This is a genomic window from Clavibacter sp. CT19 (assembly GCF_027858075.1).
Lineage (GTDB): Bacteria > Actinomycetota > Actinomycetes > Actinomycetales > Microbacteriaceae > Clavibacter > Clavibacter tessellarius_A.
This window is the reverse complement of sequence record NZ_JAQHYR010000005.1, coordinates 50,724-63,549: the sequence shown is the minus strand read 5'-3', so window position 1 is coordinate 63,549 and position 12,826 is coordinate 50,724. Positions and strand designations below refer to the sequence as shown.

The 12,826-nt window shown below is 73.8% G+C and carries 14 protein-coding genes; 9 read left to right on the top strand and 5 right to left on the bottom strand.

The genetic code is table 11. The annotated features are described in order from the left end of the window. Positions 1-81: 81 nt before the first annotated feature. Positions 82-2,052: a rhamnogalacturonan lyase gene (locus PED38_RS07465; RefSeq protein ID WP_270980618.1), complete on the bottom strand. Its 1,971-nt coding sequence runs from the start codon at positions 2,050-2,052 to the stop codon at positions 82-84. 405 nt (positions 2,053-2,457) lie between these two features. Between PED38_RS07465 and PED38_RS07460 the strand changes: the two genes are divergently transcribed. Together PED38_RS07460 and PED38_RS07455 are read left to right on the top strand one after the other, a co-directional pair. Beyond that, the gene (locus PED38_RS07460; RefSeq protein WP_270980617.1) at positions 2,458-4,044 is read left to right on the top strand and encodes an MFS transporter; all 1,587 of its coding nucleotides are present in this window, start codon (positions 2,458-2,460) and stop codon (positions 4,042-4,044) included. Between the two features lie 255 nt (positions 4,045-4,299). Further along, positions 4,300-5,127, top strand: coding sequence for a hypothetical protein (locus tag PED38_RS07455; RefSeq protein ID WP_270980615.1), 828 nt, complete (start codon positions 4,300-4,302; stop codon positions 5,125-5,127). Positions 5,128-5,129: 2 nt separating this feature from the next. Here the strand turns inward: PED38_RS07455 and PED38_RS07450 are convergent, their stop codons facing one another. Together PED38_RS07450 and PED38_RS07445 are read right to left on the bottom strand one after the other, a co-directional pair. Continuing rightward, the gene (locus tag PED38_RS07450; RefSeq protein ID WP_270980614.1) at positions 5,130-6,563 is read right to left on the bottom strand and encodes a phytoene desaturase family protein; all 1,434 of its coding nucleotides are present in this window, start codon (positions 6,561-6,563) and stop codon (positions 5,130-5,132) included. After that, the gene (locus PED38_RS07445; RefSeq protein ID WP_270980612.1) at positions 6,560-7,456 is read right to left on the bottom strand and encodes a UbiA family prenyltransferase; all 897 of its coding nucleotides are present in this window, start codon (positions 7,454-7,456) and stop codon (positions 6,560-6,562) included. The genes PED38_RS07450 and PED38_RS07445 overlap by 4 nt, the downstream gene beginning before the upstream one ends. A 64-nt stretch (positions 7,457-7,520) precedes the next feature. On the opposite strand from PED38_RS07445, the gene PED38_RS07440 reads away from it, so the two are divergent. Further along, positions 7,521-8,717 carry a glycosyltransferase gene (locus PED38_RS07440; RefSeq protein WP_270980610.1) on the top strand — a complete coding sequence of 399 codons (1,197 nt, stop codon included), beginning with the start codon at positions 7,521-7,523 and terminating at the stop codon, positions 8,715-8,717. A 9-nt stretch (positions 8,718-8,726) separates the two neighbouring features. Here the strand turns inward: PED38_RS07440 and PED38_RS07435 are convergent, their stop codons facing one another. After that, on the bottom strand, positions 8,727-9,440 hold the full coding sequence (locus PED38_RS07435) for an SDR family oxidoreductase (protein WP_270980609.1): 714 nt from the start codon (positions 9,438-9,440) through the stop codon (positions 8,727-8,729). Positions 9,441-9,574: 134 nt separating this feature from the next. Between PED38_RS07435 and PED38_RS07430 the strand changes: the two genes are divergently transcribed. From PED38_RS07430 to PED38_RS07420, 3 genes are all read left to right on the top strand, one after another. Continuing rightward, positions 9,575-9,982, top strand: a complete 408-nt coding sequence (locus PED38_RS07430; protein WP_270980608.1) for a MerR family transcriptional regulator — start codon at positions 9,575-9,577, stop codon at positions 9,980-9,982. A 183-nt stretch (positions 9,983-10,165) separates the two neighbouring features. Beyond that, positions 10,166-10,642 (top strand): hypothetical protein, encoded by a 477-nt coding sequence (locus PED38_RS07425; protein WP_270980607.1) that lies wholly within the window; start codon positions 10,166-10,168, stop codon positions 10,640-10,642. Positions 10,643-10,655: 13 nt separating this feature from the next. Next, positions 10,656-10,835 (top strand): hypothetical protein, encoded by a 180-nt coding sequence (locus PED38_RS07420; RefSeq protein ID WP_254654438.1) that lies wholly within the window; start codon positions 10,656-10,658, stop codon positions 10,833-10,835. A 107-nt stretch (positions 10,836-10,942) separates the two neighbouring features. Here the strand turns inward: PED38_RS07420 and PED38_RS07415 are convergent, their stop codons facing one another. Next, positions 10,943-11,305 carry a hypothetical protein gene (locus PED38_RS07415; RefSeq protein ID WP_063070407.1) on the bottom strand — a complete coding sequence of 121 codons (363 nt, stop codon included), beginning with the start codon at positions 11,303-11,305 and terminating at the stop codon, positions 10,943-10,945. An 88-nt stretch (positions 11,306-11,393) separates the two neighbouring features. Here PED38_RS07415 and PED38_RS07410 point away from each other — a divergent pair, with 88 nt between their 5' ends. The 3 genes from PED38_RS07410 (at position 11,394) to PED38_RS07400 (ending at position 12,815) form a co-directional block, all read left to right on the top strand. After that, complete coding sequence (locus PED38_RS07410) at positions 11,394-11,924, top strand: MarR family winged helix-turn-helix transcriptional regulator (RefSeq protein ID WP_063070406.1); 531 nt, start codon at positions 11,394-11,396, stop codon at positions 11,922-11,924. Between the two features lie 61 nt (positions 11,925-11,985). Further along, positions 11,986-12,408, top strand: coding sequence for an organic hydroperoxide resistance protein (locus PED38_RS07405; protein ID WP_063070405.1), 423 nt, complete (start codon positions 11,986-11,988; stop codon positions 12,406-12,408). Next, complete coding sequence (locus PED38_RS07400; RefSeq protein ID WP_063070404.1) at positions 12,408-12,815, top strand: DoxX family protein; 408 nt, start codon at positions 12,408-12,410, stop codon at positions 12,813-12,815. Before PED38_RS07405 ends, PED38_RS07400 begins: the two co-directional genes overlap by 1 nt. Positions 12,816-12,826: the final 11 nt, after the last annotated feature.

Below are 12,826 nucleotides of genomic sequence, written 5' to 3'. Positions count from 1 at the left end.
CCACGCTATCGGCGGGCGGGGCAGGGCGCGTCCGCCGATCGGGGGAACCGACCGGGGAGCGCGTCCGCGTCCGCATCCGCGCTATCGCCCCGCGGACGATCCGGTGAGGTAGATGTCCGGCTTCGGCGGCGTGCCCATGCCCTGGCCGATGAAGTAGCTCGCCTCGGGCGGCTGGTCGTAGCCCGTGTTCTGCCACGCGACGCCCAACCGGTAGACCGGATCCTGCATCAGCGTGCGGAGCCGCATGTCCGACTGGTCGGTGGTGGAGTAGATGCGCAGCTCGCTCGAGTCGGCGCTCCGCCACACGAGCTCCTCGCGCCAGTCGCCCATGAGGTCGGCCTGGAGCATGGGGTTGCCCTTGGTGCCGTTGTCGGACAGGGCGCCCTCGGCGCGCAGGAGCGGCCTCTCGGTGGCCGTCTTCCAGTCCCACTTGGAGATGGTGGGCGTGCCGGCGCCGATGGAGGGGTCGTAGTCGTCGTCCACGATCTCGCGGAGCGGATCCCCATCCCACCAGGCCGTGAAGTCCGTGCCGGGCATGCGGTTCGCGATGAGCTGGCCGTCGGCCGTGCGGAGCTGCGGATGGTCGCGGCCGTCGGATCCGACGCCGGACGCCCACGCCTCGGCGCCGGCATGACGCGGATCCACGTCGGCGGCCGAGCCGCGCCCGGTGTCGTGGTCGCCCGGGATGCTCCACAGGATGCGGCCCGTGCGGGCATCGCGCATGGTGGCGGCCCGGTTGCCCGAGTGCGACATGATCTCGTGCACCGCGAACACCTCGTAGCCCGGGTTGCCGGGCACGAGGTCGCCGACGTGGAGCGCGTCGCCGTGGCCAAGGCCCGTGCTGTAGAGCAGCGTCCCGTCGTCGTCGACCGTCATGGATCCGTAGACGACCTCGTCCCGGCCGTCGCCGTCGACGTCGGCCACCGCGAGGTTGTGGTTGCCCTCGCCGGCCGCCGCCGAGTTCCCGGGCGCGCTGCTGTCCAGCTTCCAGCGCTCGACGAGATGGCCGGCACGCAGGTCGTACGCCGTGACCGCGGTGCGCGCGTAGTACCCGCGGCCCACGACGAGGCTCGGGTGCTGGCCGTCGAGGTACGCCGTGGCGGCGAGGAAGCGCTCGGAGCGGTTGCCGTACGCATCGCCCCACGAGGTGACGACGCCGCGCGGCGGGTCGTAGTCGACGGTGTCGATGGCGGCACCGGTGAGGCCGTCGAAGACCGTGAGGAACTCGGGGCCGGTCAGGTCGCGGCCGTCGGAACCGCGGTGATCGACCTGGCCGTCGCCGATGACCGTCCCCTGGCCGTCGACCGAGCCGTCGGCCGTCTTCATGGCGACCTCGGCCCGGCCGTCGCCGTCGTAGTCGTAGACCTGGAACTGCGTGTAGTGGGCACCGGCGCGGATGTTGGGGCCGAGATCGATGCGCCACAGCCGCGTGCCGTCGAGCCGGTAGGCGTCGAGGAGCACGGGGCCCGTGTAGCCGCCCTGGCTGTTGTCCTTGGAGTCACTCGGATCCCACTTCACGAACAGCTCGTACTGCCCGTCGCCGTCGGCGTCGCCGACGCTCGTGTCGTTCGCGCTGTAGCTGTAGGTCTCGCCGGCGGGGGTGACGCCGTCGGCAGGCCGGTCGAGCGGCACCGACGTGTAGGGGCTCGTGCGCACGCCGAACGATGCGGTGACCGGCGTCTCGACCCCGTGGAGCACGCTCGAGACGACGTAGTGCGAGCCGGCGCCGCCGCCCGGGTCGGTCATGTCGGTCGCGTGCGTGAGGGGCGACGGCGTGATCCGCGTGCCGTCGCGATCGACGACGAACGCGATGGCGTCGGGGTCGGTGCCGAGCATCCGCCACGACAGGTGGACGCCACCGGGCACCGCGGCGGCCTCGGGAGCGCGGTCGAGGCGCTCCATCTGGCGCGGGCCGTGGTACGCGGCGACGGCGTCGGTTCCCGAGGCCGCGGCGCTCGCGGGCGCGGCGGCGGGCAGCTGGGCGATCCCGACGGCACCGGCGACGAGCGCGGCGAGCAGGGCTGAGCGGAGGGCGGTGCGGGGGCGGGACATGGTGCCTCCGGGCAGGTGGGGACGGACGGGCGTCGTGCAGCGGGGCGGGTCGCGCGCGTCGCGCGGGAGGTCGACGGATCCAGGATCCGGTCGAGGTCGTCAGGGTACGGCCGCGCGCGTGCCGGTCGGGAAGGCCGTCCCCAAGCCGGGCACGTCGCGCGGACGGCCGCTCGGACCGTGCTCCCGCGGCATCCGGATGGGCCGCATCCGTCAACCAGTGACACACTGGAGGGACGGGTCCAATCGCCCGGCCGTCCTCCCGCACCGACGCGGATCCGTCCTCGAGCGCCCGCCCCGCGTCGAGCCGCGTGACCGCCCGGTCCTGCGGCCCCCCGTCTTCTGCGTCCGCCGAGCCGGATCCCGCCCGCACCACCGCCGACGCCCGCGTCGGAACGAAAGGACCCCATGTCCGACACCACCGCATCCGCTCGCCCCGCGGCGCGCGGCACCGGCGCGCCCGACGCCGGTCGCCCGTCCGCCCCCGTGGTCTCCCGCCGTGCCTGGCAGGCGCTCATCGTGCTGCTCGCGGGCATGTTCATCGCGCTGCTCGACACGACCATCGTGAACGTGGCGCTGCCGACCATCCGCACGAGCCTCGACGCCTCCGAGTCGACGCTGAGCTGGATCATCTCCGGCTACGCGCTCGCGTTCGGCCTCGCGCTGATCCCCGCGGGCCGCCTCGGCGACCGCTACGGGCACAAGTGGGTGTTCGTGACCGGCATCGCGCTCTTCACGCTCGCCAGCCTCGCGTGCGGTGTGGCTCAGGACGACCTCCAGCTCGTGATCGCGCGCGTGGTGCAGGGGCTCGCCGGCGGACTGTTCGTGCCCGCGGTGACCGCCTTCATCCAGCTGCTGTTCCCGCCGCAGGCGCGCGGCAAGGCGTTCGCCATCATGGGCGCCGTCATCGGCGTCTCGTCCGCGCTCGGCCCGATCGTGGGAGGCCTGATCATCCAGGCCGCGGGGGAGGAGTCGGGCTGGCGCCTGGTCTTCTTCGTGAACCTGCCCGTCGGCATCGCCACCGTGATCGCCGCGATCTTCCTGCTCCCGAGCCGCCGCGTGGCCGAGGAGGTCGCGGGCGACGTGCGCGCGCAGTCCGGCCAGCGCGCGGGTGCGCAGCAGGGCGGGACGGCCGCCGCGAAGCCCGCCGGCTCGGGCGTCGACCTCGTCGGCATCCTGCTCGTGAGCGCCGGCCTCGTGGCCCTGCTCGTGCCGCTCATCGACGGCCAGGATCAGGGCTGGCCGCTCTGGACCTACCTCTCCCTCGCGGGCGGCGTCGTGCTCCTCGCGCTGTTCGGCGCGTGGGAGGTCCTGCAGACGAAGCGCTCGAAGGGTGTCCTCGTGCCGCCGCACCTGTTCTCGCACGCGGCGTTCACGGGCGGCGTGATCCTCGCGATGGTCTACTTCGCGGCGTTCACGAGCATCTTCTTCACCATCTCGATCCTGTGGCAGTCCGGCCTCGGCAACTCCGCGCTCGAGTCCGGCCTCGTCTCCATCCCGTTCGCCATCGGCAGCATCGTCGGCTCCTCGCAGAGCAACCGGCTCACGAACCGCCTCGGTCGCACCGTGCTCGTGATCGGCACCGCGCTCGTCAGCGTCGGCCTCATCTGGCTCTGGCTCGTGCTGCTCAACACGGCCGCGGCCGATCTCAACAGCTGGATGCTGCTCGTCCCGCTGCTGCTCGCGGGCATCGGCAACGGCCTCTTCATCGCGCCGAACGCGCAGTTCATCGTCGCCACGGTCGACCCCGCGGAGGCGGGCGCGGCCTCCGGCGTGATCGGGACCGTGCAGCGCGTGGGCTCGGCCGTGGGCATCGCGGTGATCGGCAGCGTGCTCTTCGCGGGTGTGGCCGGCGCCGGGATCCGCGGCCCGCAGATGGTGCCGCAGGCGTTCACCGACGCGTCGGCGTCCGCCATGGGCGTCAGCGCGATCTTCGCGGTCGTCGCGTTCGCGCTCGTGTTCGCCCTGCCGCGGCGGGTGTCGCGCGGGCACTGACCCCGCGTCGCTCGACCCTCTCGCCGATCCGGATCCGTCCGGGTCGGCGAGAGCCGTCTCCGCGGGTGCGTACCTCTTTCCATGCGGCGCTGCGGAGCCGCTCCCGGAGCCGCCCGAGCGCGTCCTCGGCGCCGCGCAGCACGGGGATGTGGCCGTCGTCCGGGCGGATCACGAGCTCGGCGCCCGGCACGCGGTCGGCGAGCCAGCGGGGTCGACAGCCCGGACGCCGGCCGCTCGCGGTGACAGGATCGGGAGATGGAGCCCCACGAGCGCGCGGACCCGGATGCCCGGACCCAGCGGGCCGAGCGCGCGGAGCTGGCCGAGCTGCGACGCCGGGCGTACGGGCCGGGGAGCGACGCAGATCCGGCGGACCTCGCGCGGCTGCGCGTGCTCGAGGCGCGCACGGCGGATGCCCCGGTCGTGACACGGACGGACGCGGCGGCATCCGCACCCGGACGCGGCGTCGGCGCGGGCGTCGCGGATGCCGATGCGCGACGAGCTGCCGCCCACGCCGCCCACGATGCCCCCGCCGACACCAACACCGCGGGCGGCTCAGCCGACGACGACGCGCCCTCCGCCCGATCCCGCCCGCGCGCCGCCCTCCGCCTCGCGATCCTCTGGGCCGCCTCCGTCGCCGCGGCCGTCGCCGTCACCGCGGTGATCGTCGCGACGGTCACCGCTCCCGTCGGGCGCGAGGTCGCGGTGGTGCGCTTCGACCCGGACCAGGAGCTGCCCGTCTACATGCGCGACTACTTCGGCGGCGCGGAGACGGGATCCGCCCGCTTCCACGGCCTCACGCTCGTGCGGCTCGAGAACGACCGGTCGGCGTACCCGCAGGTCCGCGCGGAGTGCCTCTCGGTGCAGCCGTCGCGCGCCGCGCTCGGCTCGACCGAGGGCGGCGGATGCGCGGCGGGCGCGTTCGGCGCGTCCGCGCAGTTCGTCGTCGGCATCGGCGCGCCCGAGGAGCTGCGCGACGAGTACCCGGTGGGCACGGCCCTCCTCTTCGACCTGCGCGGCGACGCCGTCCACGTGCGGGTCGACGGCTCGGGGCGCGTGCCGTCGCCGACCCGCACGCCGAGGTAGCGTCAGGCCGGGCTCGACTTCAGCAGCCGGCTCACCGCGATCATCGCGCCGCCCACCACCGCCGGGATGCCGCCGCCGGGGTGCACCGATGCGCCGACGCGCCACAGCCAGGGCTTCCAGGGGTCGTTGTAGGAGGGGCGGTGGAACGGACCGCTCAGCCACGGCGGGCGCGCCGCTCCGTAGAGGGCGCCGTGCGGCTCGCCGCCGACGCCGTAGTAGCGCGGATCGAGGATCGTGGTCTCGTCGAGCAGGTCGGTGAGCGGCCCGTCGAGCCCCATCGCCGCCGAGACGCGGTCGACCTCGCGCCGCACGAAGGGGTGCTCGGCCGTGTAGCGACCGCCGTCGGCGGGCGCGGTGAGCAGGATCCCGACGGTGCTGCGCGGGTTCGGGTACACCTCCCCGGCGCGGTACTGGTTGACGAACACCATGGTGTCCGCCGGCTCGTCGCCCGCCTCCAGGCTGCGGTGCAGCGCGGCCGGCTTCGTCGGCAGCACCACGCTGTGCGTCGCGATGCGCGCCGGCAGCTCCTCGCGCAGCACGCCGTACACGGCGACGGCCGAGCAGGAGAGGATGCGCGGACGCCGGCGGGGGAGGGCGGGGATCCGCGACGGGCCCATCAGCGCGGCGAGCCGGTCGGCGTCCAGGGCGCTGACGACGAGGTCGGCGGGGTGGCGCCCGGCCGCGGTGGTGACCCACCCGGGCTCGATGCGGGTCACGGCCTCGCCGACGCGGACCTCGACCCCGGCCGCCTCGGCCAGCCGGCCCAGCGCGAGCACGATCTCGAAGACCCCGCCGCGGGGCACCCACGCGCCGGTCTCCGCCATGATCGCCGGCATGCTCGCGTAGAGCGCCGGCGTGCGCGAGGGCGAGACGCCCGCGTTGAGGGTGTGGATCGCGATGATCTCGCGCAGCCCGTCGGGCAGCCAGGTCAGGCTGTCGAGGTACGCCCGCGTGGTGAGGCGCGAGCCGTAGACGCCCAGCAGCCGACGCACGGCCGGGAGGGCTGCCCGGTCCGTGGGGTCGGCGAGCAGCAAGGCGGTCACGTCGTCGGCGAGGGGCGCGTGGATCTCGGAGAACCGTCGCCAGGCGGGGTACCAGGGGTGATCGGGCGCCACCGGCAGCGAGGTCTCGTCGCCGTCGAAGTAGTAGCGGCCCACCTCGGGCATCCGCACCAGGTCGAGCGTCCCGTCGCCGCGGATCCGATCGGACGCGTGCCCGTCGTCGCCGAGGCGTCGCAGCAGCTCATCCCACACCGCCGGGAACGTCACCAGCGACGGTCCCGTGTCGACGCGGTCCTCGCCCAGCTGGATGCGACGGCTCTTGCCGCCGAGCTCGGCGGAGGCCTCGAGCAGGGTCACGCGGTGGCCCGCGCGCGCGAGCAGCGCGGAGGCGGTGAGCCCGCCCATCCCGCCGCCGACCACGACGATGCGGCTCACGGGTAGCCTCCGAACACGATCGCGACCATGAGCAGCACCCCGGCCAGCGTCCCCGCGATGTACGGGAAGGCGACCGACAGGCGGTAGAGGCGGTGGCCGGTCTGCGGCGTCGGGTCGCGCAGCAGGGACACCACGAGGATGCCGGCGATCAGCAGGTCGAGCGCCGCCACGGGCACGCTCACCACGGCGAACAGCGCCGTCGAGGCGATCCACCAGGCCCCGCTCCACAGGGCCGTCCCGCGCGGGCCGAGCCGCACCGCGGTGGTGGTGATGCCCGCGTCGCGGTCCTCCACGATGTCCTGCACCGCGTCGAACGCGTGCTTGGCCACGCTCCACGCCATGAGGCCGAGGGCGGCGGGCCAGACCGGCGCCACCCCGAGGGCGGCCGGCACGATCACCAGCGGCAGCGCGTAGGCGGCGTTGCTCAGCGAGTCGAGGAAGGGCCGGGCCTTGAAGCGCAGCGGCGGCGCCGAGTAGAAGACGAATACGCCCGCGTAGAGCAGGATCGCCGCGTTCGCGAGCGGCGGCAGCACCAGGAGGAAGTAGACGAGGAACGGGATGTTGAGGACGGCGACGCCCCCGGCGATGAGCCGCACCTCGGACGGCCGGATCCGGGCGCCCTCGAGGGAGCCCTTGCGGGGGTTGGCCGCATCCGTGTCCTGGTCGTAGACGTCGTTGACGCCGTAGATGAGCAGGTTGAACGGGAGCGTGAGCCACAGGATGAGCGGCAGGGCCCGCAGGTCGAAGAGCGCGCCCGTGAGCCAGACGGCCACGAGACCCGACCCGATGGTGTTGATCCAGAGCACCGGCCGCGAGATGAGCACGAGGCGGCGCACGGCCACGGCGATCTCGGCGGGCGCGGTGCGCGGCATGCGCTCACTGCCATCGGTCACGACATCGACCGTACGCCGTGGACGTGGGCGACGGCCTTACGGCTTCCGGGCCCAGACTGGGCGGATGCGCCTGATGCTGCTCACCGCCGGCACCCGAGGAGACGTGGAGCCCTTCGCGGCCCTCGCCCGACACGCCGCATCCCGCGGTCACGACGTGCGGCTGGCCCTGCCCGACGACGGGGTCGCGCCCGAGGGCGTCGACTGCGTGCGCCTCGACCTGGACGTGCAGCGCGTGCTGACCCCGGCGAGCCGCACCCCCTGGGCCATCGCGCACCACCTGCGCACGGAGGTGCGGCCCGCGATGCAGCGGACGATCGTCGCCGCGGTCCGTGAGACGGTCGCCTTCGAGCCCGATGTGGTGGTCCACCACCCCCTGATCCTCAGCGCGCCGATGGTGGCGGATGCGCTCGGCGTCCCCCGCGTGGTCGTGGAGTTCGCGCCGGTCGCCACCGCCAGCGACCGCTTCCCCGCGGCCGGCGGTCCCACGGCCACCCGCGATCTCGGCGCGCACAACCGGTCCACGTACGCCGTGCCGCGCGCCATCGCCCGCTTCTTCGACGGCGACGTGGCGCGCGCCGCGGCCGAGCTGCCGGGCGGTCGCCGCCCTGCCCGGCGCTCGCCGTCGCGCGCCACGCTCATGGCCGCGAGCCCCGCGCTGCTGCCCCGGCCCGACGACTGGCCGGAGCGCGTGCATCAGACGGGGGCCTGGTACGCGGAGGCGCCGACGGCGTCGCTCGACCCGGCCGTCGAGGAGTTCCTGGCCGCCGGACCCGTCGTCGTCGCGTCGTTCGGCTCCATGGCGAAGGGGCACGCGGAGGCCCGCGGGCGCGCGATCGTCACGGCCGCCCGCTCCCACGGCCTGCGCGTGCTGGTCCTCACCGGGTGGGGCGGGCTCGCGCTGCCGACGGAGTGCCGCGGCCCCGACGTGCTGGTGACGCGGTCGGCGCCGTTCGACCGGGTGCTGCCGGGCGCGGCGCTCGCCGTGCACCACGGCGGGGCCGGGACCTCGCACGCCGTCGCCCGGGCCGGGGTGCCCGCCGTCGTCGTCCCCTTCATGGCCGACCAGCCGTTCTGGGGCGCCCTGCTGCACCGTCGGGGGGTGGCGGCCGCCCCGATCCCGCTGCGCCGCCTGTCGGTCGACGCGCTCGTGCCCGCGATGGGCGAGGCCCTCAGCCGGCGGGAGCGGGCTTCCGAGGTGGGCGCGCTCATGCGGCAGGACCGCGGGGTGCATCAGGCGGTCGAGGTGCTCGAGTCCCTCTGAGGCGGGCGGTCAGCCGAGGATCGCGCGCATCCGCTCGTAGAACGGGGCGGGGTCGGCGGCCAGCGAGTCCTTCACCATGCGGCTCCAGTCGTCGACGACCACCTCGACGGATCCCGCGGCCACGCCGTCGAGTGCGGCCCGGGCCACGTCCCGCGGGGCGATCATCGGGCCGTCGTAGCCGGCCATGATGTCGGTGTCCGCCGCGCCGAGGTGCACGCCCTGCACGAGGGTGCCCTGCCCGGCGAGCTCCAGCCGCACCGCGTTGGTCATGTTCCACTCGGCTGCCTTCGCCGCCGCGTAGCCGCCGTTGGCGGAGGTCGAGAACCACGAGAGCGCCGACAGGATGTTGACGATCCCGCCCCCGCCGTTCGCGGCGAGCACGGGTGCGAAGGCGCGGATCACGCCGAGCGTCCCGTAGAAGTGGGTGTCCATCTCGCGGCGGATCTCCGCCATGTCGCCCGTGATGAGCGCGGCGCCCGTGGAGATGCCCGCGTTGTTGATCACGAGCGACACGTCCGACGCGGCCTCGGCGGCGGCGGTCACCGACGCGGGGTCGGCGAGGTCGAGGCGCAGCACCTCGACGCCGGGGATGTCGATCGCCTCGGGCCGGCGCGCGGTCGCGTAGACCTTGCGGGCGCCGCGCTCGAGGAGCTCCTCGACGAACGTGCGGCCGATGCCGCGGTTGGCGCCGGTGACGAGGGCGACCTGATCCTGGATGTCCATGCGTGCTCTTCCTCCTGCCGCCCGCGTCGTTCGCGAGGTGCGGCGCGGCCTACGCTAGGAGTTGACGTCGACGTGAAGGGCAAGTCCGCCCGCGAGATCGACGTCTCCGACGGATCACGAGGGAAGAGGGCGGCATGCTGCGGATCGGCGACGTGGCGGGACGAGCGGGCGTGAGCACCCGGGCGCTTCGGTACTACGAGGAGCAGGGCCTGCTGCCGGCCGAGCGCACCACTAGCGGCCAGCGCGTCTACCCCGAGGCGGCGGTGGAGCGCGTGCAGCTCATCCAGCAGCTGTTCGCCGCGGGCCTCCCGAGCCGCACGATCCGCCAGCTGCTGCCGAGCGTCGACAGCGGCGTCGCGGCGCCCGAGTCCCTCGCGCTCCTGCGCTCCGAGCGCGACCGGATCACCGCGGCCATCGCCGAACTCGAGCGCGCCCGCGAGGAGCTCACCCGCGTCATCGACATCTGCCTCCACCCGACGCCCGAGCACTGCCCGGCGCTGCGCGAGGGCGGGGCGGCGTACGCGGAGGTCGTCGCGGCCTGACGGAGGTGGGGCCATCCCGGCCCCGAGGGTGATGGCAGAACGCTCGCCATGCGTCCACCGGCGAGGGGGCCCGTCCCCGGTTCTGCTCCGCTGCCGTGTGCGGCGAGTCGGGCAGCAGTCAGCTGGATCCGGCGATGACGGTGGTCAGGCATATGGTCTGCCGCTGGGACATGGTGGGGAGGGGTGCTGTTGATCAAGCGGCTCGGTGCGGTCGCGGCTGTGGCCGTCGTCTGCGGAGCACTGGCGGCTGTGATCGTGGGGCTCTTCGTGCGCCGCATCATAGACGAGGCGTTCGTGCGGGACTTCTGGACGGGGCCTCCTGCTGCGGGCATCTTCACCCTGATCGGAGCCGGCTTCGCCTATGGGGCCGCGACGGTGGCGGCGCGGGTGTCGCGACGGTCGGCGGAGCGCCAGGAGTGGTGGGATCGCGCGAAGTGGGCTCTCGACCTCGTCATGTCGTCGGACGAGGCGGATCGTGAAGTGGGGCTCGCCGCGATCGAGGTGCTCGTAGCGGAGGCGACGACCACCGAGGCGGAGATGATCGACGCCGTGACGTCGTCGTCTCGGTTGGACGAGGAGCGGAGGGGCAGCGTGGTATCTGCGTCCGGCGCCCATCCACCTGAGGTGGACACCATCCCCACACGCGCTGACAATGGATGAAGGAGGTACCGCCGTGACGATGGAGCAGAGGAATCCGAGCCCGAGCGCACTCGAGAAGCGCATCCAGGCCGGTGAGGCCGACCCCATCAGCGACGCAGAACGGGCATCGGCCGCCCGGATCCGGATCGTGGTCGACAAGAAGCGCGGCCGGAAGACCGAGGACTGGATCAAGAAGCTGGCCACGAGCGCGTAGCTCGCGATCGACACGAGAGGGACCCCGCCGCACGGCGGGGTCCCTCTCGTCGTGGCGGACACGCTGGCCGGAACGTCGCATGCGACGGTTCGGGACCGATGGCGCCCCTATGGCCGCTCGTCCACCACGCCCACGAACCGGCTGCCGATCCCGTCGACCTCGCGGCGCGCGAGGCCCAGCGCGGGCTCGGGGAGCTCGTCGGGGGAGTGCCGCTCGCAGGAGAGGTAGCTGAACTCCGGCCACCACTTCTTCGGGCGCACGGCCTCCGTGAAGCCGCACACCTCGCACGTGAGCTGCACCCAGACGGGCCGCTTGCCGGTGGCGTTGGCGCGGGACTGCGCGAGCCAGGCGGGCGGATCCTGGTCCATCGCGGCGATCTCGGACTCCGGGACGCGCCCCGGGATGCCGTGGCGCGTGGCCATCTCCAGCGGGATGCCCAGCCGCAGCGCGGCCTCTCGTCTCGTGATCATGTCGGGCCAGGGTACGCGGCGAGGCCCCTCGCCTGAGCATCGGCCGAACTGGATTGCGCACAACCTAGTTTCGTGGCAGGGTCGGAGCATGACCCCGACCGACTCCTGCGCCCCCGCCGACGAGACCGCGCCGCCCGCGCGCATCGCCGACGAGCTGGTCTGCTTCTCGCTCTACACGGCGTCGCGGTCGACCACGCAGGCCTACCGCGCGCTCCTCGCGCCGTGGGGCCTCACCTACCCGCAGTACCTCGTGCTGGTGCTGCTGTGGTCGGGCGACGACCGCACGGTCACCGAGCTCGGGCAGCAGCTCGATCTCGACTCGGGCACGCTGTCGCCGCTGCTCGCGCGGATGGAGGAGGCCGGCTTCATCGTCCGCCGCCGGATCTCCGCCGACCAGCGCGTCGTCACGGTGTCGCTCGCCGAGCGCGGGCGCACCGTGCGGGTCGATCTCGCGCACGTGCCCGCGGCGATCATCCGCGGCATGGGCCTCGACCTCGAGCGCGCCCGTCAGCTGCTCGCCACCCTGCACCTGCTCACCGCGGGCATGCAGGAGACCACGACCGAGGCGCTCGCGCAGCCGTGGACTCGGCCCGCCGAGGCATCGGCCCGCACCCCCTGATCCGCACCACCCACCTCAGAATCCCGGCCGCCGCGCGCGGCCACGAACGGAAGGAACCGACATGGACGCCCTGTACACCGCGGAGGCACTCGCCACGGGAGCCGGCCGCAACGGCCGCGTCGCCGTCAGCGACAGCGACCTCGCCCTCGACCTCTCCATCCCCAAGGCCATGGGCGGATCCGGCGAGGGCGCGAACCCCGAGCAGCTCTTCGCCGCTGGCTACGCCGCGTGCTTCCACTCGGCGCTCCAGGGCGTCGCGCGCGGCCGCAAGGTCTCGATCGCCGACTCGAGCGTGGGCAGCCGCGTGAGCATCGGATCCAACGGGCAGGGCGGCTACCAGCTCGCCGTGCACCTCGAGGTCGTCATCCCCGGGGTCGAGCACGACCTCGCGCAGGAGCTCGCCGACCAGGCCCACCAGGTCTGCCCCTACTCGAACGCGACCCGCGGCAACATCGAGGTCGTCGTCACCGTCTCGGACGACTGATGGCCGGCCTCACCCGCACGTCCTTCCCGCGCACCGCCGCCCGCGTGGTGCTCGGCTCGTTCCTCGCGTTCGCCGGCGTCTCGCACCTCACCGTCGCGCGGGAGGAGTTCCGCGCGCAGGTCCCGAAGTCGCTGCCGGTGCCCGAGGACGTGACCGTCATCGGATCCGGCGTGGCCGAGATCACGCTCGGCTCGGCCCTGCTGTTCGCGCGCTCGCGCCGCGGCCTCGCGGGCTGGGCGGCCGCCGCGTTCTTCACGGCGATCTTCCCGGGCAACATCGCGCAGTACGTCCACAAGCGCGACGCGTTCGGCCTCGACACCGACGCCAAGCGCTTCCGCCGCCTGTTCTTCCAGCCGGTGCTCATCGCGGTCGCGCTGTGGTCGACGGGGGCGCTGAAGAAGCGCTGACTCGCCGATCC